Source organism: Sphingomonas phyllosphaerae FA2, assembly GCF_000427645.1.
In the GTDB taxonomy this organism is placed as follows: Bacteria; Pseudomonadota; Alphaproteobacteria; order Sphingomonadales; family Sphingomonadaceae; genus Sphingomonas; species Sphingomonas phyllosphaerae.
On sequence record NZ_KE386571.1, the window covers coordinates 3,672,895 to 3,697,719 of the forward strand.

Consider the following 24,825-nt stretch of genomic DNA (forward strand, 5'->3'; position numbering starts at 1 on the left):
GTGTGACGGATGGTGTGTGTTGTCAGCTCTTAACGGATTGAGCTGGCTTCGAAACTGTCCCGGGAAATAGCCCCACCGTATAGACCGTACCCGAAACCGACACAGGTGGTCTGGTAGAGTATACCAAGGCGCTTGAGAGAAGTGTCCTGAAGGAACTCGGCAAATTGCCTCCGTACCTTCGGAAGAAGGAGGCCCCATGTAAGCGCAAGCTCTCATGGGGGGCACAGGCCAGGGGGTAGCGACTGTTTAGCAAAAACACAGGGCTCTGCTAAGTCGGCTTCAAGACGACGTATAGGGCCTGACGCCTGCCCGGTGCCTGAAGGTTAAGTGGAGGGGTGCAAGCTCTGAAATGAAGCCCAGGTAAACGGCGGCCGTAACTATAACGGTCCTAAGGTAGCGAAATTCCTTGTCGGGTAAGTTCCGACCTGCACGAATGGCGTAACGACTTCCCCACTGTCTCCAGGACATGCTCAGCGAAATTGAATTCTCCGTGAAGATGCGGAGTACCCGCGGTTAGACGGAAAGACCCCGTGCACCTTTACTGCAGCTTCAGAGTGGCAGTGGACAAGAACTGTGTAGCATAGGTGGGAGGCTTTGAAGCATTGGCGCCAGCCGGTGTGGAGCCACAGGTGAAATACCACCCTGTTGTTGTCTATTGTCTAACCTCGTACCGTGAAACCGGTACAGGGACCCTCTGTGGCGGGTAGTTTGACTGGGGCGGTCGCCTCCTAAAGAGTAACGGAGGCGCGCGAAGGTGGGCTCAGGCCGGTTGGAAACCGGCTGTTAGAGTGCAATGGCATAAGCCCGCCTGACTGCGAGACTGACAAGTCGAGCAGAGACGAAAGTCGGTCATAGTGATCCGGTGGTCCCTCGTGGAAGGGCCATCGCTCAACGGATAAAAGGTACGCCGGGGATAACAGGCTGATAACCCCCAAGAGCTCATATCGACGGGGTTGTTTGGCACCTCGATGTCGGCTCATCACATCCTGGGGCTGGAGCAGGTCCCAAGGGTTTGGCTGTTCGCCAATTAAAGTGGTACGTGAGCTGGGTTCAGAACGTCGCGAGACAGTTTGGTCCCTATCTGCCGTGGGCGTCGAAATTTGAGAGGAGTTGACCCTAGTACGAGAGGACCGGGTTGAACGTACCTCTGGTGTACCTGTCGTCGTGCCAACGGCGCAGCAGGGTAGCTATGTACGGACGGGATAACCGCTGAAAGCATCTAAGCGGGAAGCCTCCCTCGAGATAAGATTTCACAGGACGGTCGGAGACCACGACCTTGATAGATCGGATGTGGAAGCGCGGTAACGCGTGAAGCTAACCGATACTAATCGTCCTATTCGCGCTTGAGAGCACACACCCCCAACAACAGCGTTGGATGCAGGGTGATCACTCACAGCCAGTAAAACAGTGCATCGATTTGAACCCGTCTCCCCAGCCTTCACAGGCCGGGGATGACACTTTGTGCAGGCTCCATTGCCTGGTGGCCATAGCGTCGGTGAACCACCCGATCCCATCCCGAACTCGGACGTGAAACCCCTCTGCGCCAATGGTACTATCGCTCAAGCGATGGAAGAGTAGGTCGCCGCCAGGCATTGCAGCTCGCACAAACACAAGAACCCATCCACAAACACTCACCTCGGCGCGGGGTGGAGCAGCCCGGTAGCTCGTCAGGCTCATAACCTGAAGGTCACAGGTTCAAATCCTGTCCCCGCAACCATCTTGATTTGCAACGCCTCGGAAGCCACCGCTTCCGGGGCGTTTTGCATGTGTTCGCTTCCGGTCAGCTCCAGCATCGACGCCAGCTCGCCGCGCAGTTCGATCGTCAGGTTCCCGCCCTCGGGCGTTAGCACCACCGCTTCGATAAGCGCGCGGATGCGCTCGAATACTTGTGCCCGCAGCGCCTCGTCCTCGTAGGCGTCAGTGAGTTTTGTGACCTTCTCCCGATAGATGCGGCCGAGATCCGGATGGAGCAGCGACTCGGCTTCTTCCGGACGCTCGGCGGCAGCGAGCGCGTCGATCAGCACGGTACGTCGCGTGCCCAGCCTTTGCAACTCGTCGACGAACAACGCCGGATCCACGCCCTTAAGGATTGCGGTCTTGGCGTGCATGATCTGCTGGTCGACCTCGGTGAGTTCTGCCTCATGCTCGGGGCGCGTGGTGATGCTGGCCTCCTCAAGCCGGCGGGTCTCTACTGCATATTCCTCAAGGAATGCCGCGGCCACGTCGTCGCGCAGCATGGCGGTGATGAGGCCTTTCAGCACCCGAGCGTCGAGCGCATCCTGCCGGATCGTCAGACGGTTGTCGCACCAGGTCGGGCCCTTCTTTGCCGCGCCCTGGCAGCCGAAGCGATGCTGTCCGGATTTGGCGTAGCTCGCACCACAGACGCCGCACGTCATCTTCCCTGTCAGCAGGTACTTCGGTCGCTGCTGGGCGAAAAAGGGCCGGGCAGGGGCGGCCGGTGCCGTACGAGGGCCACGCGCAAGGGCTGCCTGCCGCACCTTCACGGCTTGCCACAACGCGTCTGGTACGATGCGAAGGTCTGGGGCGGGGGCAAGGCTCTTGGCGGCGTCAGCGCCGTTGATGAAGGCGTGGCGCTTCCCGCTGTCGGGGTTCTTGCGGTAGGTCTGCTTCCCGTACGGGCGCTGCCCGATGTACAGCTGGTTGTTGAGGATGCCGGTGCCGCGTGCGGCGTTGCCGGTCAGCGTGTTGGGCGTCCATGCGGCCAGCTTGATCCTGCCTTTGCCCGGCTGTCCGCCGCGCGGGGAGGGGACTCCCTCGGCATTGAGGCGCCGCGTGATGGCGATCGGCGACAGCCCGGCGGCGTAATCCTCGTAAATCCGCACCACTACGGCCGCCTCTGCGGGGACGATCTGCTGCAGGCCGCGGATCCGCTCGCCGTTGCCGTCATAGGCCACCCGGGTTTCATAGCCATAGGCCGAGCCGCCCGGGTTGCGGCCCATCGCATGACGCCGCACCAGCGCGTCGCGGGTCTTATCGCTGGTCGCGCTCAACTGCTCGGCGTTGATCGTCCCCATCATGCCGATGTGCAGCGGAGTGACCACGCCTTCCTTGCGCGTCGCCAGGATGATGCCGCGGAAGCGCAGCCGTTCGAATAGCGAGGCGATATCCGCCTGGCTGCGCGACAGCCGGTCCATCGCGTCGGCGAAGACGATGTCGATGTCGCCCGCCTGGATCGCGGTCAGCAGCGCCTGCATGCCGGGACGATGCAGCGTCGCAGCCGACTCCGCGGCATCCGTGAAGCACGCCACCTCGCGCCATCCCTGCCGCTCGATCTCGCGCCGGCACATCATCAGCTGCGTCTCGATCGACAGCATGTCCTGCTTGTCCGTCGAAAAGCGCGTATAAACCGCGCAGCGCATCGTCTTTCCTCCTGCAATCTCCATCATGCTTCCGAAAGAGGGCTAGGTTCTTTCGTTTTTCCGCCTGCGGCGCTGCGCTGGGCGTGGTGTGACCGCGCGATGTCGCGCGCCAGCAGGCGCGCGAGCGCGATGGCGTGTTCGTGCAGCAGGGGAGATGGCTTGCCCGGCATGCAGGACACGTGGAAAGCGCTAAGCCACAGCGTCTCCAACCTGCCCACATGGTTGCAGCTTCTCTCAACTCGGTATTGGTTGCCGATTGCTAATAAGCTGCGGACGAATTGCCATAGAAAGACGCCCGGACAAGGTTCCCACCCTGCCGCCGGTTACCTCTGTCGGCCGCAGTGACCCACTTCCCGCCCTTCGGCGGGCGTTTTGGCCTCTCCAGGTTCGGACATTGGTTCATCTACCAAAACGCCGCTTTGAAGTCGGTTTGGGGAAGATCAATCACGAATGTCGGCGCATCAAAAGGCCGAGCGCCGGATTGAACCGTCGCCGCAGCCGATCAGGCGGCCGAAATTCCTTTTTTCCAGGCTCGATGCCGTGCGGTGCGCCTTCAGGTAAATCGCATCAATCATCGCCGTCTCTGGCGCGGTCTCTGCTGCTGCGAGACCTTTCATGGTGCGGAGGAAGACCCGCCGTTCACCCCAGCGCCTCCGCGGACCATACGCGATCGGTGCGTCACACCAGCGCAGTCCGTTGCGATCGACGAAAATGATGCCACTGAGCATCCGTCAGTCATTGACCCGCAGCTTGCCATGGCTTTTGGAGAGATACAGTTTCAGGCGCGCCATCTGCTCATCAGTCAACCAGTACAGGTCGCTCATCCATGGTTTCGCTGCGGAGCCTGAATCGCACCGCCACGCCCTCATCGACGGGTCCTGACTCTGGAAGCAACGCGGGAGGATCAGCAGACGCGCCAGCCTTTGCCCCGCCGCAGGGCCCGGTCCAAAGAAATCCATCGAGCCGTCGTAAAAAGACGGTCGCGTCACGCTGCCAGCGCCCGCGGCCGCACCCCAAAGTTGGCGGAAGCGCGCGAGATGATCAGTCACCGCCTTCCGACGTTCCCATCAAAGGTATAAAACGGGGTGACAACGTGCTCGGCATTAGTCTTGCAGCCTCGACCAGCGTCCAATTAGACGTTGGAACTTCGCTCGCTTTCGAGCGAGGTGAGGATGTCGTCACGAAGAGCTTCGGCCGCTGCGATCCAACGCGCCGCCTCGGACATCAGCCTTTCGTGACCACCACGATCGGCCGTGTCGCGGATGCCGCGCAACCCGAGCGTCAGGTCGTATATATCTCGTGCGGACGTCTCGAGGTCGCTGACCCGCAGGTCCTTCAGGTAAACCAATTCATCCTCCATTCCTCGGCTGAGCATAGCCCGCTACCGGTCCATTGCCGACACGGTCGTTATTTACACTTCAAGTTCTCGTCTGGAACGACCCGCTTCCCCGTACCGCAGCAGGCTCGTAGGCTGTGAACAGACGGCAGAATAGACCTGGAGCAACCTGTGACCGAAACTTCCGCATCGGAACTCACCAAGCTCTTCGACGGGCGGTTCCGGACCATGCTGGACACGGACTGGTCGTCCTGGCGGGACGCCTACGTCCAGCAGGTACGCACCGTGCAGGAGGCGGACGAGAAGACGTGGTCGCACCCGAAGTTCCAACAGATCCTCTGGGACGATCCCTCCGTGTCCAGCATCGGCCCAGGCCAGTCGGTCACCCTCGTCAGCGCCTACAACGACAGGAGCCTTGCCGCCGTCCTATTCCAGGCGCGCGGCTCGATCGAAGGTCTGCCGCTCGACCAGCGCGGCGCAGCGCTGGACGATCTCTACCAGAGCGTTCTAACGCAGGTGCACCCACGCTACACGCCACGTCGACCCAAGGCGCGGCTTGCGCGGATGCTGGCCGCGATGTTCCCCGGCGACGTGACGTGTCTAATGGACGCACCCCGGGTGTGGGCCGCGCAGCGCCTCCTTGGCGCGCAGCGTCTGTCCGGCGACTTCATGGCCCAGCATCCGTCGATCAAGGCGAAGCTGCGTGACGCGCTGGGTCGGGCGTCCGATGTCGTTGGCGAAGTCGAGCAGTCCATGTTCGCCTGGTTCCTGTGGGAGGAGTTCGCGAACACGCCCGACAAAGGCGCCGTCGCCACCCAGACCACCGACAGGCGGGCGAACGCCGTGCCTGCCTTCTCGCTCCTGCCCGCAAATGCCCAGCGGCGCAGCCTCGCCTGCGTCAAGGACAACGTCCCCCTGCTCATGGCCATGGTCCGCGAGGCCGAACAGGGCATCAACCGCGAGGATCTCGTAGGCATCATCCTCGGCGAGGCGACCCAGCTGAACGCCAGCTCCGCCGGCAACATGATCTCGCAGGCGATGGGCGGTTTAGGGCTTCTACGGCTGGAGGGCAGCACCTACCGACCGACCGAACGCGGACAGGAGATGCTGACGGCCTCAGAACCGACAAATGTGCTCAGAGGACCGCTGATCGGGCGCGTCTTCGGGATGGGACATCTCCTCCGGATGGTCCAGCGGGAGCCGGCCAAGCTCCGCCCCATCGACATCTCGACGAGGCTGAAGGACCTCGTCCCGACGTGGACGTCCACGCAGCCCGGATCTTACATCTTCGCCTGGGCGAAGATCGCCGGCCTCGTCCAGGTCGAGGAAGGGCCGGGCGGCGGCCGCGTCAGCCTGACGGAGGACGGGGAAGACTATGCCGCCGCGCTGCCCGACGACTTTGAGGAGCGCTGGATCATCGAGCCGCAGGAAGATGCGGCCGTCGAGCAACCTGCCGCCACCCCGGAACTGCAACCGCAATCACGCGGCCAGACGCCATCCTATGGACCGGACGACATCATCGCCGATGGTTGTTTCATGGAGCGTGATGCCGTCGTGGCCGCGGTCGAACTCCTGCGCCGCAAGAAGAACCTAATCCTCCAGGGGCCTCCCGGCACGGGCAAGACCTGGCTCGCCAAGAGGCTCGGCTTCGCGCTGCTCGGCGCCCGCGATCCCGAACGGCTAACCGCTGTTCAGTTCCAGCCCTCGCTCTCCTACGAGGACTTCGTGCGCGGCTGGCGACCCGACGGCGCTGGCGGGCTGCAGCTCGCCGACGGCGTATTACTCGACGCGGTCTCCGCCGCCCGCGCGGAACCTACACGGCCATTCGTGATCGTCATCGAGGAGATCAACCGGGGCAATCCGGCCCAAATCCTCGGCGAAATGCTGACGCTGATCGAGGACAGCAAGCGCAGCCCGGCCGAGGCGCTCCGTCTGACCTACCCCCGCACTGTCGGGGAACGCGTGCACGTTCCGGAGAACCTCTACATCATTGGCACCATGAACCTCGCGGACAGGTCGCTCGCGCTGGTCGACCTTGCACTGCGCCGGCGGTTTGCCTTTATCTCTCTGAAGCCTTCGCTGAACAAGGCGTGGCGCTCCTGGACGACTGGCATGGGATGTTCCCCGGAAATCGTCGACGGAATCGCGGCGCGGCTGGGGGCCCTCAACGACGCGATCACCGACGACCGCACCCTTGGCGAGCAGTTCCAGGTGGGGCACAGCTTCGTGACGCCACTCGCGGCACCGGGGCCCGCCGACGAGGACTGGCGGGACTGGTTTATCGAGACCGTCGACGCCGAGGTCGGGCCGCTGCTGCGTGAGTATTGGTACGACCGGCCCGATGAGGCGGAGAACCACATCAGCAAGCTGCTGGCCGGTCTCTAAACGGTGGACGCGCACGCGGTAGGAACCGGTGCGGCATGGCGCAGCCATGTCGGCATTCCCGTCCGCAATCTCTGGATGCTGCTCGTCTACGCGTCCGACCTCGCCGGCTTCGGGGAGGCACTCGAGGCGGGGGTGGATGGAGACGCGGAGCTCAACGATCTGCTGGCCCGCCTGCTCACCGTCGTCGTGGAGCGAAGGCTCAGACGCAGCCTGTCGCGCGGATACGTCGACCGGCGGGAGGCGCTCCCGCGGGTGCGTGGCCGCATCGACTGGCTGCAGACGGAACGCGGCATGCTGCTTCGCCGCGGTATGGTGATGTGCCGCTACCAGGACCTGACGCAGAACACTCCGCGCAATAGGCTCGTAAGGGTGGCGCTGGAGCAGATGTCGCGGCGCGTACACAACTCGGATCTGGCGGCGGACTGCCGACAGCTGGCCGGCGTGCTTGCGGCAGCCGGGGTGGTCACGGCGTTGCCGACGCGGGCAGAGATGTCCCGAGACCGCATCGCGCGGCACGACTCCGACGACAGGCTGATGGTGGCTGCCTCGCGGCTGGCGCTGGACCTGGTACTGCCCAGCGAGGCTGGCGACGATGGTTACGCAACGAGGCTTCAGCGAGACGAGACACTGCTCAGGATCATCTTCGAAAAGGCCGTCGCTGGCCTGTACCGACACGAGCTTCACGGGCGGGATGGCTGGCGCGTGAATGCACAAAAGTCCCTCTACTGGCAGGCCAAGCAACCGACATCAGGGATGACCGGCCGCCTCCCGTCTATGACCGCCGACATCGTCCTCGAGCGGGGATCGCGGCGCATCGTCGTCGACACCAAGTTCACGAACGCGCTCAAGCCACGGCAGTACGGGGGTTCCGGTTTCGACAGCGGCCACATCTACCAGATCTACGCGTACCTGCGATCACAGGCCGGGAACGGCGACGACGTCGCCGACGCGGCAGAAGGCATCCTGCTCTATCCTGCCGTCGACGAGGTGATGGACGAGGCCGTCACCATCCAGGACCACCGCCTGCGGTTCGTGGCGGTGGACCTCTCCCTGCGGTCGGCAGAGCTGCGCAAGTCTCTGCTGGATGCGGTGCGCGGGCCGGCAGCAACCAATCCAGACTGAACCGCTCGCACGAGCGGTATGAGAGCACAAAGGGTGGTGAAAGGCCGTGGTACTGTTCGCTGAGAACGACGACGGCGTGGACGCCGACGCAGATGACCTGAATGGTAGCGAGCTTGCCAGTGCCGGCTACGAGGAACTGACGTTCGACCCTGAGACTGTGGTCATCACACAAGGCTGATTTCCGCTCTCCGCACGCTAGTTTCAAGCGATTGACTGTGCCATCTTCTAATCGGCTTCTCTCTTGCCACCCATGAGAGTGGCTCTCGCCCCAGCCTCCAGCGCATTCGACCCAAAAACAATCGTTCGGCGGCTTCCTTACCGTTCCCATCTTCAGACGCCCATTCATCTGCACCGACCTCGTTCGACCCAGTTCATCATTGTGCAGACCTGCTTGAGCGCGAAATTTCCGCAAAGTTGGTTTCGTAACCTCCGACCCGCTCTTGCCTGGACCATCGAGAGGAGAAAGGCCTTTTCCACGATCGCGACGCGGCTGGTCAGCCGCCTTCTCCTCATGCCTTCCGCTTGCGGGCGCGTTCGGCGCGCTGTACGCCGAGAGCGGCAGGAACTATTGATCTGGAGGAAATGAGTTGCACCGGGTGCTAGTGGGCATATTTCCGCTGCTGCTTGTCTTTTTCGAGATGGGCGTCCGCTTTCTTTTGCAGAAAGATGTCTTTGAGTTTGTTGGCCCGACCCTCTGCGTGGCTGCACTTTCATTCTTAGTGCCATTGACGCGTGTAAAACGCCGCAAGGTCGTGGCATCAGGCCAAGGAAATAAAGTAGCCTACTACGAAGATCATGATTTTGTACAGCTTGTCTTGATTATTCTGTTTATCTTTCTTCTATTATGGGGTGTATCTTTCTTCCTGTCCGTACAGCCGCCTAATAAAGTTTTAACTATAATCCATGTACCGGTCCACGCTGCCATTGGTGCCGCGCTATACGTTAGCAGCGTTTATCTCACTTACCTGAAGGATAGACGATGAGCGTCTCTGGATTCCTAGCGACGGTTGCGCCCCCCCTGCTTGCTTCGGTCGCGTCGCTACTCGCGAAGAGAGCACTAGACTATCTGCCAAACGGATTTTTCTTGTTTGGAACTCGCAATCTGAAGGTCACCTTGCCAGGCGGTAAATCCGAATATCTGCTAAGACGTCAGAGCAGTCCGGAAGCCTTATCAAACGCTCTTGCGGAGTATCTAGCTTACGAAGCGGTCGTACAAGCCGCGCTTCGACAAGCAGGTCCTGTCAACACTGACGTTCGAGATATTCCTGACAAGGCCGATTTCAAAGTGAGCGTTGCTGGAAAGACGTTCCTCGTCGAGGCCAAGACGCATCCTGAGGCTGTGACCGGACGTGAGCTGCGCGCTCTACTTGTAGCCGAACCCGCCGATGGACTCGTTCTTGTAACACCTGAGGCTCTCGCGACATCTCGTCGTGAAAGGATTTTGGCGGAGAGCGGTGGTATTGTCAGGTTTGTCAGTGGAAAAGACATCGCTACACTGGAAGGGCAACTCGCGGCATCTTTTCAATATCTATGAGGATGGCGTTCTGGCTGCTAAAGTCGCTTCACAGGGTCAATTGAAGCCGATCTCAGCCCGCTAGCCGGCTCGACCCATATTCAGTCACTCAGGGCACCTAGGGCACTCCCCGAAAGCGGACGCTCATTAATCCTGTTGGGTTGGGCTTTTCAGCAGTCGCGGACTGCCGCGCTGAACGGGCGAATGTTGGACGAAGCCGCCATTCCCATCTGCAAGCGGCAATGGCATGTTTGCTAGCGTCGGTCGTTGCGGCTTCTCGGCCTATGTTCTACATATGTCCTGGGGAGGACCAATGGCATTCTTGTCAAACGATGAGCTCGAGTCCCTGACGATCGAACAGAGCGTGTTTCATATCGTCGGGCCGGGACCGGAGCATTTTCAGCTCCTGGCGGCGTTCGACGCGACGCCCCATGCTTCGTTCTTTCTCAGCCGTATTAGGTCCATCAACAGCGGCAACCGTTACACGTTCCTAAGCGACGCCGCCGTGCGGACCAAACTCGCGCGCATCGATAGCGACGCGAGTGCCTTTCAGGAAGAAAGCGAGCAGCTCGCCGAGGCTTTCGACCAGGGCCATCGCGGTAGCTCGGCCGTTGGCGCCTTCCTACTCTTCGTTCTCCGTTGCCAGTCGGGACCGCTGTTCGCCCTCCTGAAGTTCGAGGACGAAAAGGTGCTGAGCTACGCCATCGCTGATGGCCAGTCAGGCAAGCCAAAACCGACATTTGGCGAGATTGAACGCACCTTCGTCCAGAACCGCAACGCTTTGCAGAAGGCCGCGCTCGTCCGGCTCGGAAGTGAGCAGGACGAGGTGTGCGTCGTCGACCGGCAAAACCCGCAGCGGCCGGCCGCCTATTTCGAGCAGTTCCTCGGTGTCCGCCGGATGCGAACCGAGGACGAGCTGACCAAGAAGCTGATCGACGTCACGCGCACGATCGCGCGCAAGCATAAGGACAAGCTGCCGCCCGACACCGTCGCCACGCTGTCGAAACGTCTCTACGATGCAAGCCAGTCCGGCGGCTCCGTCAATGGCGAGAAGATCGAGGACTGGTTCAAGAGCATCGTCGGGCCGCTACCCGACGATAGCCCGGTTCTTGCGGACCTCAAAAACCATCTCAAACGCGAGGGTATGTCGGGCGAGTCATTCGTGCTCAAGCAGGGTGCCGTGCCTGCGCCCCGCAACCGGCGCGTTGAAACGGTGAGTGGCATCCGGCTGACCTTCCCGGTCGACTTGCAGGCTTCGATCGTGAAGGTGGACCGCGCGAAGGGCGAGATCACCATCAAAGACCAGATCACCATCGATGACTACGACCTTGAAACCTCTAATAGACCTCGCGCGTGAGTTCGCCGCGCGGGCCGGCGCCGTCGACGAGCGCGTCGACAGCTTGGTCCTGCGCGGCACCTTCGGGTCAGTCGATGAGCAGGCGCAGTGGATCGCGTTTCACGAGGCGGTTCCCGCGCCGTTTCGCTCGGTGCAGATCTATGACGCCGAGATCGGCGGCGATATCGACGCCAGTGAGGCGTTCGATCCAGCACGCACGGTCCAACTGACGATCGTCAAGCCCGCCGTCGATGGCGCTATTGCCTTTCTGTTCGCGGCGACAGCGGCTGAATACCTTGAGTCGCAGGCTGTCTCGGGGCGTGTCCTGTCCGCGGAGATGGACTCGCGGGCGATATTCCAGGCGCGCGGACTGGACGTTGCCGTATGGGATCTCGGCACGGCAATCACGCCGCCGCCGCAGACCGTGCCGATCAGCCCGCGCAAGCTGGTCAAGGACTATGTGCCCGATCGTGAGGTGGTCGACGATCTCTCGCCCTGGCTGATCACAACGCGGCCCGCCGTCGAGTCGCCGGAGTTCATCGGCTGGCGAATTCAGGCAGCTCGCAGGCTCCTTGGTGCGCTCATGAACAGCGCATCGACGGAGCAGGGTGTTGTTTGGCTCCAGGCGTCGGGACCGCCAATATTGCGCATCCGCGCCGACGACCCGGCGCTGACGGACGCCTGGGAACAGCTTACGGCCTGTGCGGAATGGGTGTTCCTGACCGGCTCGGATATCGAGGTGCGCCACCTTATTTTCGCCCTCGAGCTGGCGCGGGCGAACCGCCCCGACTTGGCCCTGCCGGCCATATCCGCGCAGGCATTGGAGGCTGCGCGTGCGACCTATGAGGCGCATGTCCAGTCCGCCAGCCGCGAGACCCTCAAGGCGCTCGCGGACCTCCGAAAGACCGTGATCGACGAAACTCAGAAGGTCACTCAGCGAGCCCAAGACCTGACCAGCGGTCTTTGGCGGGATGTTGCGGTTTCCGCGGCACCGTTCGTGATCAAGGTGTTAGGCGATGCGAGTAAGACCACCAAGCCGGGGATCGCCGCAGGATTCTATTTTGCCGCGGCGATCTTCATCGCAGTTTCGTTCGGCCTTCAGGTTCGGATCAACAAAACCTTTCTCGACAACCAGAGGAATGCACGCGCTAAGTGGTTTCAGACGCTCTACGGATATATTTCGGCGAACGAGCGTCGGGACATCGCGGAAGAACCGATCGAAAAGGCGGTGGCGAGCTATAACGAGACACGGTTCCTAGTGGGCTTGATCTACCTTTCGCTCATTATTGTGCTGGTGTGGTTCGGCGTGACAACATTGCTCGACCGTACTGCAAACCCAACGCCCCCGGCTAGAATCCCGGTCAAAGCTTTGCCTGCCAGAACGTCTCCGCACCAACCTCTCCGTGTCGGCGGAGGCAATAGACCGGCCGCCGTGACAATAAATTCGTCCGGAACGCCAGCGACAAAGTGATTCCAGATGGCTTGCTCCTAGCTGACCTGCCGGCGACAAATAACTGTCGGCCGTCCCTGGTTCGCCGCGTTGAGCACACTAACGAATGACCAGTTCTACGATCTGCGATCGTCTCGTGCGGCTGAAACGTCGGTGGTAGAGGTGACGCGCTAGAAATGGCCAATTTTGGCGCGAGCGGACATTACCGATGTGGTCGCAGACGGCGATACTTGGCAGCTTCCGGTCGCGGAAAGCCATACCCGGTCACTCACGACACCACCGGCGTTCGTCGAAACCGGCCGCCCATTCATCTGTCAATGCCGCCCCGCAAGGCGGCGCCGCGTGTTTAACAGCGGTGATTGCAGAAACCCGGTTCGACCTTGATCGATCGAGTGGGACTGCAAACGTGGTTGTGGAAGCCCGCTTTGGCCTTCGCAGGAAGCGCGTGCCCCTGCCGCCGCCGGCTTGAGGCCTCCGCAGCCTGAACGCGCGGACACGGACCGTCGCGACATGCAGCCGATCGTCGCGCCGATCTCTCACGAGCCGGGCACCACCGCGAACGCCGTGGTCGCCTCCTCCTCGAAGGCGGGCTCGATCCGCCGCCACTCCGCCGAGGCCAACGGCGCCACGCCGTGGACCGACGCGAACGCCGTCATGGCCAGCTCGCTCAGCTCCACGCGCTGCCCCTCGGCCCGAAACTCGTCCTCGTCGACGGCCTGCGGCAACCCGTCCCGCCACCAGGTCGTCCAAGCCATCGGCCGCCCCCCGCCGTCGATCCAGCGGTCGACGCTACCCGGCACGCGCTGCCATCCCATGGCGAGGGCGGCGTAGGGGCACAGGACGAGCAACCGGTCGGGAAGGCGGCCGAGATCTCGCGACCGAAAGTCCGCGACCAGCGACGGGTGCGCCTCCATCTCGTCGTAGGAGAACGAGGGGCCGCCCGACCAGAAGATCAAGGGCAGATTTGACAATGCGTCATCCAGGCCGCCGTCTCCGAGATTTGCGAGAGAGCCAGCGGACAGCGTCTCCACCACGGCAACGGACCGACTTTCCCGGCACGCCGTCGTACGCCATTCGGCCAGCACGCCCGCAGGCGACGCGGCCGGAGCGGAGCCGGCGGCGTCAAGCCAAGCTCGTCGCTCCTCCGGGCGCCACATGGTCGGCGGACGAGCCAGGATGACGTCCGCCGGACGCCGCGAGGGTCGGGGCAGGTCCGGGCGCATCGGGTCCGCATGCAAATCGAACAGGAGGTCGCGCGAACGCAGGAGCTCCCAGCGGCCGGCGTGGAGCAGCTCGGCAGCGACGTGCCGCAACGCCCGCAGCGTCGCGAGCTTGTGCGGGAGCAGGTACGACAGGCCTATGCCAAGCCGCTTCAGCCTTCCCTCAAGCTCCTTGCCTCCGGCGGATCCGTACGCGGCCGCGCCACCCCATCCCTGCACCAGCCGCCCCGCCCGGCGGCGAACGTGCTCCGTGGACACGCCGGCCACCTCGGCGATGTGCCCTACCTCGCGCTGCCACCCGTCGGTCCACCCCAAGGGATCGTCGAAGACTGGCGCGTCGGCGCGCGCCCCGATCGCTCCCGATCCGCCGGGTTCCCGCCTTGACGGAAGCGCGAGATCGTAGAACGCCGGCAGCTCGTGGACCTCCACCGGAAGTGGAAGTCCCCAACGAGCGGCCAGCAGGCGCGCCGCGGCGACGACGGCCAAGTCGTCGCTAGCCGCAAGCGTCGCGACGCACGGCGCGAAGGTCGCGCGGACGCCGGCTACGCCAGCGGCGTCGACGAGGAGGCGCGACGCGGCGGACGCGCCGTCCGGATGGTCGAGGAGCCGCTCAACAGCGCAGGCGAACGTGGTAACCTCCCGTACGCCAAGCAGGGTTGCTGACGCGCGCGCGGCGCCGTCCTCAAGCTCTGGTACGCCCAGCACAGTAGCCCGCACCAGAAGCTCGGCCAGGAGCCGATCGTCAGTCACCGGGCCGGCGTTGCCTCCGGCGACAGGAACGACCGCCACGCCGCGCGCGAAGTCCCGCGTGGCTCGCAGCTGCGCCTCAAGAAGCTCCCACAGCGCGGCCCAGGGCACGTTCTCGAACAGCAGCGGTAAGATGCGATCGGCCGACCACAGCATGCCGGCGATCCCGTGACGGCGAGAAGAGAGGTCGCAGAGGAACTCCCGCAGCGCCTCGCCGTGAGCGTCCGGCAGCCCAAGCAGGTGCCGGACCTCATGCCGCCGCAGCGCGCCCCCATCACTCGGCCACGACCAGCCCTCCCCATCCAGGTCGTCGCACCGGGCGAGCAACGCTTCCGCCTCGGGCCGCCGCCCGGTCGCCAACGCCACCTCGGCCGCGGCGATCGCAACGCGCGGGTCGGCCATGACGGCGGGGTGAAGGCGCGAGAACGCCTCCACGTCCTCCCAGCGCGCAGTCCGAATCACGCGTTCAGCGGCCCGCCTGACGTTCCAGCTGGGCGATCGCTCGACCGACTCGGCGAATTCAGCCTGCTCGCCGGCCTCGGGCGGACCGCCCGACCCGACGGTCAACGCTAGCTCGGTCGACGTGGCCGGTACCGCCGGCTCCACCGCTGCGCGGGAATTTGGCAGCTCAGCTGCCTCAGCCGGTTCGGCCGTGTCGTCGCCGCCACCGGATCGCCTGCGCGCGTACTCGCGCTCCTCCTCGACCGCGCGGGCAACCTCATCAAGCCGGGTTATTCCCTCGTAGAGCCGGTTGGCCGGGTCTCCCGCACCCTCGTTCGCGACCTCCGCCGCCGGCGTCGACGCGCTGGCGGCACCCGCCGCCGCGCCGCCGCCGCGAGCGGCGGCCGCCGTCTCGAGCGCGCGCAGCAGGTCGCGCCGGGTGTCGTGGACGCCGACCGCGACGATCGCGGCAGCCGCCGCCGCCTCCAGCCCGGCGACCTCCGCCACGGGAGCAGCCGCGAGAAGGTCCTCGAGGAACGAGCCGGTCTCGACCGTACTACCGTGGGGCTCCGCGTACCAAGGCAAGCAAAGCGCCGACCAAGCGGCGAGCGCCGCGCCGCACCGGGCCGGATCGCGCGCGACAATACCGCGCAGAAGGGCGTCAACCGCGCCGTCCCACGAGACCGTCCCGACCTCCATCGCCCAGTCGAAGCCGGCGAGCGCGGTGCCCGGGTCCGCCGCCGCGCACTCGCGGAGCACCTGGCGGACGATGCGCCGCGCCATGTCGTAGCCTTCTGTCCGCTCGAGACCATCGACGAGGCGCAGCGCGAAGAGGGCACGGCGGCCCCGGCCCGCAGGATCGGCACCGTTCGCCCGCTCCAGCAGGTCCACCCACAGCTGGTACTGCGGATCCTTCTTCGCGGCCAAAAACACGCCGAACGCCTCGCCGCGAAGTCCAGCCAGCAGCTCGCGCGCTCGATTGGGCATGCCGGTCCGCGCGAAGTCCCGGGCGATGCGGCTGCGCTCCTCGACGTCAGATCGTGGATCCGAGCCGTCGAGATCCGCGAGGGCGCGCTCCAGGATCGCTGCGGCCGCGGCCGGGTCCCGGTCGATGGAAAAGGCGCCAAGCGCGTTGCTTCGACGGAAATCGGGCCAGTGGCGGAACGCAGCGCCCTCGGCGATCCGCTCCTCGACGATGGACGCGACCGCCGATCCGGGCAGCCGGGCCTCGCGGCACAGCGCGTAGAGCAATCCGAGCACGACGCGTCCGAGGCCGGGCAGCCGGAAGGCGAGCATGTTGTCCTCGCCAGGCCCGTATCGGGCGCCCGCCAGGAATGTGAGCGCCGAGGACGCGATTCCCCGCGCCTGCGCACCTGACAGGGCGCCCCCAGCGCGCACGCTGCCGATGGCTGCCGAGATTGTTACGACGTGGTGCTGGACGCCCCGAAGCAGGCGATCCGCAGGGGCGGCCGGAGTGTCAAGGGCGAAGCCCAGCGACGCGCGTACGAGGACGCCGTCCGCGATGGCTTCGCAGGCGGGCTCCAGCTCATCGGCGCGGATCGAGCCCAACTCGCCCAGTCCGCGCAAGGGTGCGTGCGCCAGGAACGCCTCCGCCGAGGGACGGTCGCCGACCCGAGCAGCGACGTTCGCGGCGAACAGCACCCACGACCGGTGCAGCGCCGGCATTCCAAGATCGGCGGCAGCCGACCGGAGCAGCGACGCTGCCCGCGCCACGTTGCCCGCGGCCCTGCTCGCGTCCGCGGCCTCGATTGCAACCGTCGGCAGGTCGGCTGTCGCGACCCGCCACTTCGTGCAGACCGCTTCCAGATCGGCGTTCGGGTCGGCGTCCATATGCGCCTTGGCGAGCGCGAGGCCGATCACCGCGTCGAGCTCCTCCCCGGCCTCCGAGGGCATGACGGCCACCGCCTTCGACAGCTTCCTCTCGATCTGCTCGGCATCCAGGAGCCGAACCGCCCGGCGGGACCAGTCCTCCAGCCTCTCTTCGAATCCATGGATCAGAGAGGGCTGCACCCCGCCTCGCAGTTCACCAAACGGGCCGTTCGCGTCGAAGACGCGCCGCGCCTCGTCGACACGTCCATCGTCCAGCAGCGCGTCTACCACAAGCCACTCGGCGCCCTCCTCGTGGGTTTCGTCGAGCAGCTCTTTCGCGCTGTCGACGTCGCCCAGCTCCAGCAACGCCTCGACCAACGCTGTCGCGCTCTCCATGACGGAGTCGCGCCGATCGATCTCGTCGTGGGCGAGCATCAGCTCGAAGAGCTTAGCCGGGTCGGGCCTGTCCGCGATCAAGCTATAGGCGTCCGACAGATCGCCAACGACTGCGCCGCGCCCACGGCCCGCAACATACTGGCTCACAAAGTAGTCGCGGGTGGCAATAGCGCGGGCGGCCTCCCGGTCGCCCGCCAGAAAGGCGTATCGAAACGCGAGCCACCGCTGCGGGCTCTCGGGCGCCGCCTCGGGCACGAGGCCGCCCAGGCGGCGGTACAGGGCCGCGGAAGCATAATCGGGGTCGGCCTTGCCGAAGCGAAGGACCGGCTGATTTCGCACGAAGAGCCTGAAGCTGTTGTGGAATACCGACCAGCCGCGCGCGGTAACGAGCAGGAGGTGACCCACCGCACTGAGCGCCGCCTCGACCGCGGCGTCGCCTGTCACGCGCGTGAGCAGTTCGGGTTCGATCTCGCCCTGCGCGTGGACGACGAGAGCCAGTACCTTCCTGACCGACGCTGGGTCAGGCGCCTTATCGATCCAACGCCACGCCGCACGGTAGACCGCATCCAGGTCGCCGCCCTCGCCCAACTCGCCATCCAGCAACGCGCCGCGTTCCGCCGGCGTCGCGACGAGCAGCCGCTCGATCAGATAGCGGGTGACCAACGGGTGACCGCCGCCGACGCGGTGCAGCTCGCCGCGATCGACCTCAGGGTCGAGCCGCGCCACATCGGCCATGTCACCGATGGTCGCGCGCGAGAGCGGTGCGATGTCGATGCGTCGGTCGTCGGACCCCGACTGCTCGCGGACGGAGGGCGGCATGCCCGGGAGATCCAGCCGCTGCGTCCCAATAACGAACAGGACCCCGTCTGGCACCGCCTGCGGCAGGGGCAGCGCCGCCAGCAATGAATGCGCCGGAAACTCCTCGCGCGGAACGTGGTCGAGGCCGTCGACTACGACGACGGTGCGCACGCCGTCCGCGGCGAAGCGATCGCCAGCCTGAGCCACGAGGCGCTCGAAGTGTTCGCGACGCGCGTCGAGATCCTCGTCCCTTAACCGTACCGTCTCGAGGCCGGATGCGATCAGCTGGGTCGAGAGGTCGTGATAGAATGCGTCCGCCTCGCCACGGCCCTGGCCCTGCGCGGCTCCCGGCAAGAAGGCGAGGTAGCGGACGACGCGCAGGGTGGCATCGTCGCGCAGCTCGCGAGACAGCAACGTCGACTTGCCCGAGCCCGGCGCGCCGACGAGGCCAATGTAACCCGAGCTCGTAGCGGCGAGGACCGCCGACAGCCGCGCCTCGGTGGCGGAGTTCCTCTGCACCCAGGCTCCGACCGGGAAGTCGTGCGCGAAGCGCAGGGCGAAGCGGTCTGGCCAGCCAACCTCCTCTAGCAGCTCGCGCCGCGCCCAGCGGTCCTTTCGCGGGTTGTCCGCGACGAGCGTGCCGATGGCGCGGGCGAGCTCCTCCACCTGCCGCTCGCGCCGCGCGTCCCCGCCCGGCTCGAAGGGAACAGCCGCGGCCGCGCCCGAGACGAGCTCGAGCCGCGGCCAGAACGCGTCGAACTCGGGGTCCGCCAGCCCGCTCGCGGCGACCAGCGCGTCCACCACCGGCGCCCACCGGGTCGCTCGCCAAGCGGCTAGCGAGCGGTCGGGTTCAGCTCGCCACTCGGCTACGAAAGCCGCCGTAGATGACGTTGCGTCACCGGGCACCAGCCTGTCGGACGAGGAGGGGTAGTCGTTGGTGAAGTAACGCAGGCGGACCGGCATGCCCGGGTGGTCCTGGACCAGTGACGAGTAGGCGTCGGCGAGGTTCGCGATCTCGCCGCCGGAGCCCATGAAGAGGCCCACCAGTCCGAAGCCGGAGGGAACGAGCGATTTCTTGAACTGGTGCGCGACGATACCGTCCGCCAGTCCAAGCACCAAGTCGTCGACGTCGCCCGCGCCGCGATCGGCGAGGCCCACCCAGTGCAGCTGGCGGCTTGCGAGCGCGTCGTAGACGAGCCTGGCGGAGGCACGGTCTTGGTGGCGGTAGCCGCGCCGGGCGGCGCGCTCGCCCTCGCCCGGCGGCCTCATTCCCCTCGCAGCTGTGCCAGTCGTGCCCATACCCATGATCTGGCGGCGGCACCCGGCGGAGGCAAGTGCGGTCAAGCCGCTCGCGGGCAGGCCTCGTCCGCGAGCGGGTCGGCACCGCCCGCGGGCGAACCGCGCCTCATGGGGATGATCTGGACTCCCGAGCCAACCTCGTCATGACGGAGATCAGCTAACCGCATACCGTCGACAACGAAGACGCGCCGCGGACCGGGCGGCTGCCGGTCACGATCGTTCCCGCCACTTGAACGTAGGTCCGATTGTCGTAATCGGCGCCGGATAGCGGCCGTTCTGCTTCCCACCACTCTCAGACACCCAGCCGTGATGACAAAGCCCGCTGCTGACGCAACAAATCCGGGGTGCAAAAGCTCAAATGACTGGCATCAGCGGAGGCAGCGCTGCGCTCCTTGGGGGGCGCTACGCCACCCCGCTACGAGGAGGCGTCTCGCACTTAGTCTTAGAACCGTTGGGAGCTTATTCATTGCGGCTTTGACCTTCGCCGTACTTAGCTCCCGCTTCAAGACCGTCTCCGCCTCAGCACTGCCAATTTTGTGGGAGCTTGAAGTCCCACGTTTGCCACGCCGTGGGACCCCGACCAGCCTTAGACGGCCTGAAGCGTCGTCATCATCATCGTCTCGACATCCATGATAATCATCAGATTTCCGATCGTCGAAATGATCGGCGCATGGGCGGGCTTGCGCTCGGCGGCGGCGCGGACCGCGTCCATGGCGATCGCGAAGCCCTCCTCGTGGTACGATCCCGTCATCTCGCGAACGATCAGCCGGCCCTTGGTACTCATGCGCACCACTGCGTTCAGTTCCGCGAAGACGATTATCGCAGGGCTTCGCCGATCCTTTTTCCAGAGGCGCCCGTCGGGGAGGACCGCCGCCTTCGCCTCACCATCTGTGATGACAGCGAGCATCGTGACGGGGCCATCCCCGATCACCTCCGGATCAAAGGCTGAGAAAAGCATGTTGTAGTTTTTGGCTAGCGCAAAGTCTGCCAGTGACTTCTGATCGGCTTCGGTCGGCGTTGTACCGCCCATGAAGATCGTGTCGGCATCGGCGGGTTTTTTGCCGGTGTCCTTGGCCATCTCGCGCGCGATGGATACCAGCATGTGGTTGACACCGTGGTGGTCAAGCGTGTCCTTCATGTCTTTATCCTCCTTGGCGACGTTCGGCGCACTATTTTCATCGGTTCGCTCGAAGCACCGAGCGTTAGAGGCAATTTATTTCCAGTTTCTTGCCTCGAACCGAACCCGAAGCCGACACTGCGATGTCGGTACCTTGCGTAGCGCACAGACCTGCGGAAGCGTCATCGTCTTCGATCAACTCGCGACTAGGTCGAGGCTGCGTGTGCTTACGGAAGTGACATCATCAGGCGGCCTGCGACCAGATGTGGTATTGCGCAGCGTCATAGACGGCATCAGGGCGCATGACCTGGCGCGCCAGCCAGGCGCTGGCCCGCTCCAAGCCGTCGTTCAGATCGTCGGCGGGCTTGCCGTCGATGTGGAGGATCTCGCTGGGCGCCAGCCGGAAGTGCCCGCGGACCTGCGGCTGCGGCATCACGCGTCCGCGGTTGCCCGCCTTGGACAGCCACAAGCGGCAGCCGGTCTGGATGTGGCAGAGGCCGTCGCGCGGCAGGAACACGACGACGTCGGTCAGTGCCGGGGCAGGGCCGGTGCGAAAAGCGAGGTGCAGCACGTCGGCGTTGGTCTCCACCGCGTGGCGACCCATCTTGATCTGGTCTTCGATACCGAGCGCGTCCCCAGCGGTGATGGCGACGCCGGGCTTCAGCTTGCGGGTGCCAAGCAGCAGCTTGACGACGGCGCTGGTGACGGCGGCTTCGAAGGTCGTGGTGGTCATCATCGTATCTCCTTGTTTCATCCCCCGTGTCGGGGGCGCATTCTCGTGTTCGCTGTTCTCAACCCTGCTCGGGCCGGCGGCAGGCGCTGACGATCTCGGCGGCGGCGCGCTCGAGCCCGGCCATTCGCTCACCGACGCTGTTCCAAGGCGCGGGGATCGACACTTCGAGACCGCGGGTACGGACCTGGACGAAGAGGTCGGCGTGTGCGGGCACCAAGTGCAGGCCAGAGGCCGCGTCACGGTAGAAGGCGAGGTCGGGCACGAGGATCGGCCCGGTCACCGAGTGCAGCGCGACGTCGGCGCGCACCGGCTCGAGCACCTCGGGGTGGAAGCCGTGCCTGACCAGGACGATGTCGCGCTTGCGCGCTTTGGCACAGCGCATCAGCGTGTGATCGAAGAGCCGCTCGGAGATCGGCGTCGCGATGACGATGAGGTTGTGCTCGAGGCATTCGACGCCGGCCGGCAAGCCGGTGTTGCCGGCGAAGGTGTACGGATCGTCGGGGCCGAGTTCGGCCAGGACATAGTTCAGGAGCGCGACTGACGCGGTCGGCAGCGTGTCGTGGAGGGTATGGTGCATGGGGGAGGGCGCCTGCGATTAGCGTGATCCCCGGACCGACCGGTCCGGTTCAGGCCCCTTCGATTTTCATCTATCCTAGGGGCTTCGCTTCAGCCCCGCCTGCTGTTCTCACCTGCCTGACAGCGGTCACGGTCGTCACGAAACACGAGGCTGCCGATCACCGCATAGCCCCAGCGATCGAGCGTGCGGGCGCTGTCCGCGATGGTGCCGGCACCCCGGACGGCTGCCGGGCAATGTACCTCGGCCATGGCCGGCACCCAGCCAGCGATCGTGCCGGCAGGCTGGCGCTGCCACCATTGTCCGGCGATAGCCGTGGTGAGCAGCAAAGCCGCCGCCATGCGGAATACCTGCGGCAGTTTGCGTCGCTTCATTTTCTTTCCTCCAGCGGATTGTCGATGCTGGAGCAGCTAAGCGTCTCAAAAACCGAGTGATTATACCGGTGCGGTCTGCTCGAGTTGCCGCATGTTGCGGCAGATCGAGCGCGGTTACGGCACGGCAGGACTTGGTTCGTTAACCGGTCCGGCCTACACAAGCTCGGTTCGCCAGCAGGCGGACCGGGGCGTGAGAACCCCGCGATTAGTAGCCGAATGCCCGGCCCGAACCAGTTTCGGCCGGGAGGCGGACGCGTATGTCCAGGGCTTTCGGGCCTAAAGGCGTTCGCGCTCGTCTAATCGCGAGTTCTCAACTTCCGGCTTTTGGGCCGGCATCGCCTTGTTTGTACAGGGCGATGCCGCCGGCTGGGGAAGCCAGGCATCGCCGGACACGGGGGTGCACATGGTTGCGGGACTGAACCGCCGGTGGCGGAACGCTCTTCAAACGACGTCGATGATCTCGGGCGCGTTGCTACTTGCAGGGTGTGGCGGTGGCGGCAGCGTCAACTCGTCGGGTTCGACCCCGGTGGGCACACCCGCACCGACGCCTGCGCCCACGCCCCCCCCGATACCGGCTCCACCGCCCAGCGCGGCCGACAGCGCCGAGTACAAGGCGTCGCGCGCGGTTGTCGGCGCAAAGGCCGCCTATGCCTATGATCGCGGCATCACCGGAAAGGGCGTGACGATAGCGGTCATCGACACTGGCATCGCGACGGGGAACGCCGAGTTTGCTGGCCGCATCTCACCCGACAGCAAGGCGTTCGAGAACAAAATCGCGCGCTGTGCCACCTGCGCGCCGGAGACGGTGACCTTCGCACTCGACGATGTGAAAGGCCATGGCACCCAGGTCGCCTCGGTCGCGCTTGGTGCCAGGAACGGCAGCGGCGTGCACGGTATGGCTTATGATGCGACGCTGCTCGCGCTCAAGATCGCGGCGCCTGATCTCGAGAATGTCGCCGCAACCTCGGTGATCAAGGAAGGTGACGGTGCGAACGCGATGAGCATCGCGCCTGCCATCACCTATGCCGTCGACAAGGGCGCCTTCGTCGTCTCGATGAGCCTGAACGGCGTAGCCGGCGGTACTATCGTCGCCGACCAGCGCGCGGCGATGGATCATGTCGTCAGGAACGACCGCATCCTCGTGCAGTCGGTCTCCAATTTCGTTGATGATCAGAGCGCCGGCCCGGGCACCATCACGCGCAATCTCGTCGGCGATCAGTTCGAGAACAAGGCAAACTTCCTCTTCGGGATCCGTGTCGATGCCAGTCTGCGGGCGCCAAGCGGCAACGGCCTGCCCGGCGAACTCGCCGACCGTACGCTGGCGGTTGTTGCCACCGACGTGCAGGTCACCGGCATCGACGGACAGTTGGTCACGGTGACCGGCAACAGCTTTGCGGCACCTGCGATCGCCGGGGCGGCGGCACTGCTCAAGCAATATTGGCCGCAGCTCGGCGGCAAGGCGATCTCGCGCATCCTGCTCGATACTGCCACCGATCTCGGCGACAAGGGTGCCGATCAGCTCGTTGGCGTAGGGCTGCTCAACGTCGAAGCGGCGATGAAGGCGCAGGCACCGTCCAGTGCGTTCGCGGCGGCCGAAACGGTGCTGGCGCGCTATTCGTCGCTGACGCTGTCGGGACCGTTTGGCAGCGGTGGGCAGCTGTCGGACAAGGCTGGGCGCATGATCGTGTTCGACCGATATGGTCGTGATTTCACGATGACCGGCAGCAATGGTCCGCGCCGTCACGGCGCGGGATTGCTGGCAGGCGCGATGCTCGGGACCGCCGATCCGGCATGGCTGGCTGCCAGGTCCGGTGATGCACGGCTGGGCTATACGTCGACGACGATCGGGCGATGGAGCGGCGTCCGGTCGAACAGGCCGGCGACGATCGCCTTCTCGCCGGCCGCCGGACAGATGGTGACACTCAGCGCGAATGTCGCGGTCGGGCAGGGCAGTGGCATTGCCGGCTCGGCGCTGCGCGGTGTCATTGCCACGCCGGTTGGCACGTCCTCGTCATGGACGGCAAATGGCTGGTCGGCAGGTTTCGCCTCCGGCGCTTCTAGGAGCGACCGAGCAGCGTTGCGCAGCGTCTCGCTCGTGACGCCGCTTGGGTTGGGCGTCGAGCTCACCGACCTTGCCGAGCGCGATCAAGTGCTCGGGCTTCGCGGAGCCGCTGGCTTCGCTCTGACCGCCGGCCGCACCACACTGGCGACGCTCACCGCTCGCCGCAGCATTGCCGGCGTCCTGCTGTCGGCACGCGCTACCGCGTCGACGACCCGGGTCTCGGGCGGATCGGACCTGCTGCGCTTCACCGGCCCGATGACCGGGAGCGCCTTCGCGATCGACGCTGCGCATCGTCTCGGGCGAGGCACTGTGACGCTGGGGCTATCGTCGCCGCTGCGGCTGGAGCGTGCCCGCGCGGTCGTTGAGGTACCGGTGACGTACGATTTGGTGACGGGCGCGCTCGCTACGCGGATGGCAACCGTCGACCTGACGCCGACAGCACGCGAGATGGATGTCGAGTTCGGCTGGTCGAGCGCATTATCACCGGCCTCCTCGCTGCGGCTCGGGCTCGCGCATGCCTTCGATGCCGGGCACGTTGCGGGCGTACAGGACACCGCCGGATTCGTTGCGCTGGTGTTGCGGTGATCGGGATCGTGCGCGCGCGCTCGCCGCCTGTGGCAGCGTCAACCCAACCATAGAACGACCACCACCATCGGACCCGCACCGCCGGAGTGCATCTCGGCGAACGACGATGTGCGCCCGGACAATCTCA

The 24,825-nt window shown here is 64.9% G+C and carries 15 protein-coding genes, 1 tRNA gene, 2 rRNA genes and 1 pseudogene (1 of these 19 only partly in view); 11 read left to right on the forward strand and 8 right to left on the reverse strand.

The genetic code is table 11. The annotated features are described in order from the left end of the window. The 3 genes from SPHPH_RS0117750 to SPHPH_RS0117760 form a co-directional block, all read left to right on the forward strand. Positions 1–1,348 (forward strand): 23S ribosomal RNA (locus tag SPHPH_RS0117750); it begins 1,431 nt to the left of the window's first position. Positions 1,349–1,476: 128 nt separating this feature from the next. Beyond that, a 5S ribosomal RNA gene (gene rrf, locus SPHPH_RS0117755) occupies positions 1,477–1,591 on the forward strand. A gap of 49 nt (positions 1,592–1,640) precedes the next feature. After that, positions 1,641–1,717, forward strand: a tRNA-Met gene (locus SPHPH_RS0117760). Here SPHPH_RS0117760 and SPHPH_RS21805 read toward each other — a convergent pair. The 3 genes and pseudogenes from SPHPH_RS21805 to SPHPH_RS0117780 form a co-directional block, all read right to left on the reverse strand. Then, complete coding sequence (locus tag SPHPH_RS21805; protein WP_420329302.1) at positions 1,674–3,407, reverse strand: recombinase family protein; 1,734 nt, start codon at positions 3,405–3,407, stop codon at positions 1,674–1,676. The two genes, SPHPH_RS0117760 and SPHPH_RS21805, sit on opposite strands and share 44 nt — an antisense overlap. A gap of 452 nt (positions 3,408–3,859) precedes the next feature. Further along, positions 3,860–4,204 (reverse strand): annotated as a pseudogene (locus tag SPHPH_RS20210) (transposase family protein); the annotation flags it as partial. 308 nt (positions 4,205–4,512) lie between these two features. Further along, complete coding sequence (locus SPHPH_RS0117780) at positions 4,513–4,728, reverse strand: hypothetical protein (RefSeq protein ID WP_156026087.1); 216 nt, start codon at positions 4,726–4,728, stop codon at positions 4,513–4,515. Between the two features lie 159 nt (positions 4,729–4,887). Between SPHPH_RS0117780 and SPHPH_RS0117785 the strand changes: the two genes are divergently transcribed. The 7 genes from SPHPH_RS0117785 (at position 4,888) to SPHPH_RS0117805 (ending at position 12,543) form a co-directional block, all read left to right on the forward strand. Continuing rightward, entirely contained in the window at positions 4,888–7,101 is a 2,214-nt protein-coding gene (locus SPHPH_RS0117785; protein ID WP_028967900.1) for an McrB family protein, read from the forward strand. A gap of 3 nt (positions 7,102–7,104) precedes the next feature. After that, entirely contained in the window at positions 7,105–8,223 is a 1,119-nt protein-coding gene (gene mcrC, locus SPHPH_RS0117790) for a 5-methylcytosine-specific restriction endonuclease system specificity protein McrC (protein ID WP_202900678.1), read from the forward strand. Positions 8,224–8,269: 46 nt separating this feature from the next. Beyond that, complete coding sequence (locus tag SPHPH_RS21720) at positions 8,270–8,401, forward strand: hypothetical protein (protein ID WP_272944254.1); 132 nt, start codon at positions 8,270–8,272, stop codon at positions 8,399–8,401. A gap of 418 nt (positions 8,402–8,819) precedes the next feature. Then, positions 8,820–9,206, forward strand: a complete 387-nt coding sequence (locus SPHPH_RS21270; protein WP_238303204.1) for a hypothetical protein — start codon at positions 8,820–8,822, stop codon at positions 9,204–9,206. Next, complete coding sequence (locus SPHPH_RS21275) at positions 9,203–9,757, forward strand: hypothetical protein (protein ID WP_156026091.1); 555 nt, start codon at positions 9,203–9,205, stop codon at positions 9,755–9,757. The genes SPHPH_RS21270 and SPHPH_RS21275 overlap by 4 nt, the downstream gene beginning before the upstream one ends. Positions 9,758–10,049: 292 nt before the next feature. Next, positions 10,050–11,093 (forward strand): nucleoid-associated protein, encoded by a 1,044-nt coding sequence (locus SPHPH_RS0117800; RefSeq protein ID WP_028967902.1) that lies wholly within the window; start codon positions 10,050–10,052, stop codon positions 11,091–11,093. Then, complete coding sequence (locus SPHPH_RS0117805; protein ID WP_028967903.1) at positions 11,053–12,543, forward strand: hypothetical protein; 1,491 nt, start codon at positions 11,053–11,055, stop codon at positions 12,541–12,543. The genes SPHPH_RS0117800 and SPHPH_RS0117805 overlap by 41 nt, the downstream gene beginning before the upstream one ends. 515 nt (positions 12,544–13,058) lie before the next feature. Here SPHPH_RS0117805 and SPHPH_RS0117810 read toward each other — a convergent pair. From SPHPH_RS0117810 to SPHPH_RS0117830, 5 genes are all read right to left on the reverse strand, one after another. Further along, positions 13,059–19,223, reverse strand: coding sequence for an ATP-binding protein (locus SPHPH_RS0117810; protein WP_028967904.1), 6,165 nt, complete (start codon positions 19,221–19,223; stop codon positions 13,059–13,061). A gap of 616 nt (positions 19,224–19,839) precedes the next feature. Beyond that, positions 19,840–20,391 carry a hypothetical protein gene (locus SPHPH_RS0117815; protein ID WP_028967905.1) on the reverse strand — a complete coding sequence of 184 codons (552 nt, stop codon included), beginning with the start codon at positions 20,389–20,391 and terminating at the stop codon, positions 19,840–19,842. 223 nt (positions 20,392–20,614) lie between these two features. Then, positions 20,615–21,103: a hypothetical protein gene (locus SPHPH_RS20215; RefSeq protein WP_156026093.1), complete on the reverse strand. Its 489-nt coding sequence runs from the start codon at positions 21,101–21,103 to the stop codon at positions 20,615–20,617. A gap of 58 nt (positions 21,104–21,161) precedes the next feature. Next, entirely contained in the window at positions 21,162–21,680 is a 519-nt protein-coding gene (locus SPHPH_RS0117825) for a hypothetical protein (protein ID WP_028967906.1), read from the reverse strand. An 89-nt stretch (positions 21,681–21,769) separates the two neighbouring features. Beyond that, complete coding sequence (locus SPHPH_RS0117830; protein WP_028967907.1) at positions 21,770–22,051, reverse strand: hypothetical protein; 282 nt, start codon at positions 22,049–22,051, stop codon at positions 21,770–21,772. Between the two features lie 454 nt (positions 22,052–22,505). Between SPHPH_RS0117830 and SPHPH_RS20220 the strand changes: the two genes are divergently transcribed. Next, complete coding sequence (locus SPHPH_RS20220) at positions 22,506–24,698, forward strand: S8 family serine peptidase (protein WP_081668778.1); 2,193 nt, start codon at positions 22,506–22,508, stop codon at positions 24,696–24,698. Positions 24,699–24,825 lie beyond the last annotated feature (127 nt).

Excerpts from the sequence above, each read along its gene's own strand:
- SPHPH_RS0117810 (WP_028967904.1), bottom strand. The coding sequence starts at position 19,223 with ATGAGGCCGCCGGGCGAGGGCGAGCGCGCCGCCCGGCGCGGCTACCGC.
- SPHPH_RS21805 (WP_420329302.1), bottom strand. The coding sequence starts at position 3,407 with ATGATGGAGATTGCAGGAGGAAAGACGATGCGCTGCGCGGTTTATACG.
- SPHPH_RS0117830 (WP_028967907.1), bottom strand. The coding sequence starts at position 22,051 with ATGAAGCGACGCAAACTGCCGCAGGTATTCCGCATGGCGGCGGCTTTG.
- SPHPH_RS20220 (WP_081668778.1), top strand. The coding sequence starts at position 22,506 with ATGATCTCGGGCGCGTTGCTACTTGCAGGGTGTGGCGGTGGCGGCAGC.
- SPHPH_RS0117805 (WP_028967903.1), top strand. The coding sequence starts at position 11,053 with ATGACTACGACCTTGAAACCTCTAATAGACCTCGCGCGTGAGTTCGCC.
- SPHPH_RS0117800 (WP_028967902.1), top strand. The coding sequence starts at position 10,050 with ATGGCATTCTTGTCAAACGATGAGCTCGAGTCCCTGACGATCGAACAG.
- SPHPH_RS21275 (WP_156026091.1), top strand. The coding sequence starts at position 9,203 with ATGAGCGTCTCTGGATTCCTAGCGACGGTTGCGCCCCCCCTGCTTGCT.
- SPHPH_RS20215 (WP_156026093.1), bottom strand. The coding sequence starts at position 21,103 with ATGACCACCACGACCTTCGAAGCCGCCGTCACCAGCGCCGTCGTCAAG.
- SPHPH_RS0117825 (WP_028967906.1), bottom strand. The coding sequence starts at position 21,680 with ATGCACCATACCCTCCACGACACGCTGCCGACCGCGTCAGTCGCGCTC.
- SPHPH_RS0117815 (WP_028967905.1), bottom strand. The coding sequence starts at position 20,391 with ATGAAGGACACGCTTGACCACCACGGTGTCAACCACATGCTGGTATCC.